1 protein-coding gene is annotated in these 1,166 nt (G+C 66.5%); it reads left to right on the plus strand.

Annotation, left to right across the window (positions count from 1 at the left end; all coding sequences use genetic code 11):
- Positions 1-198 precede the first annotated feature (198 nt).
- A complete protein-coding gene (locus ABMA59_RS37095) occupies positions 199-1,140 on the plus strand; it encodes an IS110 family RNA-guided transposase (protein ID WP_349010322.1) in 942 nt (313 codons plus the stop codon).
- The last annotated feature ends 26 nt before the right edge of the window (positions 1,141-1,166 follow it).

Raw genomic sequence — 1,166 nt, forward strand, 5'->3', positions numbered from 1 at the left:
CCCCTTGTATCTGCACGAGAGTGATTTTGTGCGATTGCAGCGACTGAACCTCGAACCGGATGGCCATCCGGTTCGAGGTTTGGCGAAGTCGCCCGTACCCCCTTCGGCCACAACCGTCGGTGAGCCTGGGATCTTCGCCTTTGTCACGCACGACCGAATAGTCGCTTGGCTCCAATCGCACGCACAAGGCAGGTTACCGTGAACAGGATCATTTGTGGAGTTGATGTTTCGAAGGACTGGCTGGACGTCCATGTCCGGCCGGTCGGGGTGACGGGGCGCTTCGGCAACGACGCGGGCGGCATTGCTGAACTCGCCGCGTTGTGCGGCCGTCACGCGGTCGAACTGGTGGCGATGGAAGCCTCCGGCGGTTACGAGCGGCTGGCCTGGCTGCTGCTGTCGGAGCTCGGCCGGCCCTGCGCGGCGCCGCTCAATGCGCGCAATGTGCGTCGTTTCGCCGAGGCCATGGGCTTTCTGGAGAAGACCGACCGCATCGATGCCGGCGTCATCGCCCATTACGCCGAGGTCAGGAACGTCGTGCCGGCGCCGCCGCCGAGCCCTGCCCAGCAGCGGCTCAAGGCCCTGGTTTGCCGGCTCTCCCAGGTGACTGGCGACCTCGTCGCCAACAAGCAGCGCAGGGCGGCCGCCGCCAGCGCCGAGACACTGGAGAGCATCGACGAGGTCATCGCCCTGCTCAAGCGCCAGGAGCGCCGCCTGTCCGGCGAGATCGCCTCGCTGATCGACGACGATCCGCTGTGGGCCCGCCTCGACGCCGCCTTGCGCAGCGTCAAGGGCGTCGCCAGCCGCACCGTCGCCGTGCTGATGGCGACGGTGCCGGAGATCGGCCTGATCTCCAACAAGGCCATCGCCAAGGTCATCGGGCTGGCCCCGATCGCCAACGACAGCGGCGGCCGCCACGGCCACCGCCCGGTGCGCGGCGGACGAAGCGGCCCGCGCTCCATCCTCTTCCTCATCGCCCGCCTCGCCGCCCGCTACGACCCGCATCTCAGCGCCTTCCACGACAGGTTGCACAAGGCCGGCAAACCCAAAATGGTCATTCGCATCGCGCTCGCTCGCAAACTGCTCGTCATCCTCAATGCAAAAGCACGCGACGCGCGAAACGAGTTCGCAAATGCAACTTGACACCAAAGATAGTCGCTCACCGGCCC

The sequence above is a fragment of the Mesorhizobium yinganensis genome (genome assembly GCF_040081985.1).
Classification (GTDB): Bacteria; Pseudomonadota; Alphaproteobacteria; order Rhizobiales; family Rhizobiaceae; genus Kumtagia; species Kumtagia yinganensis.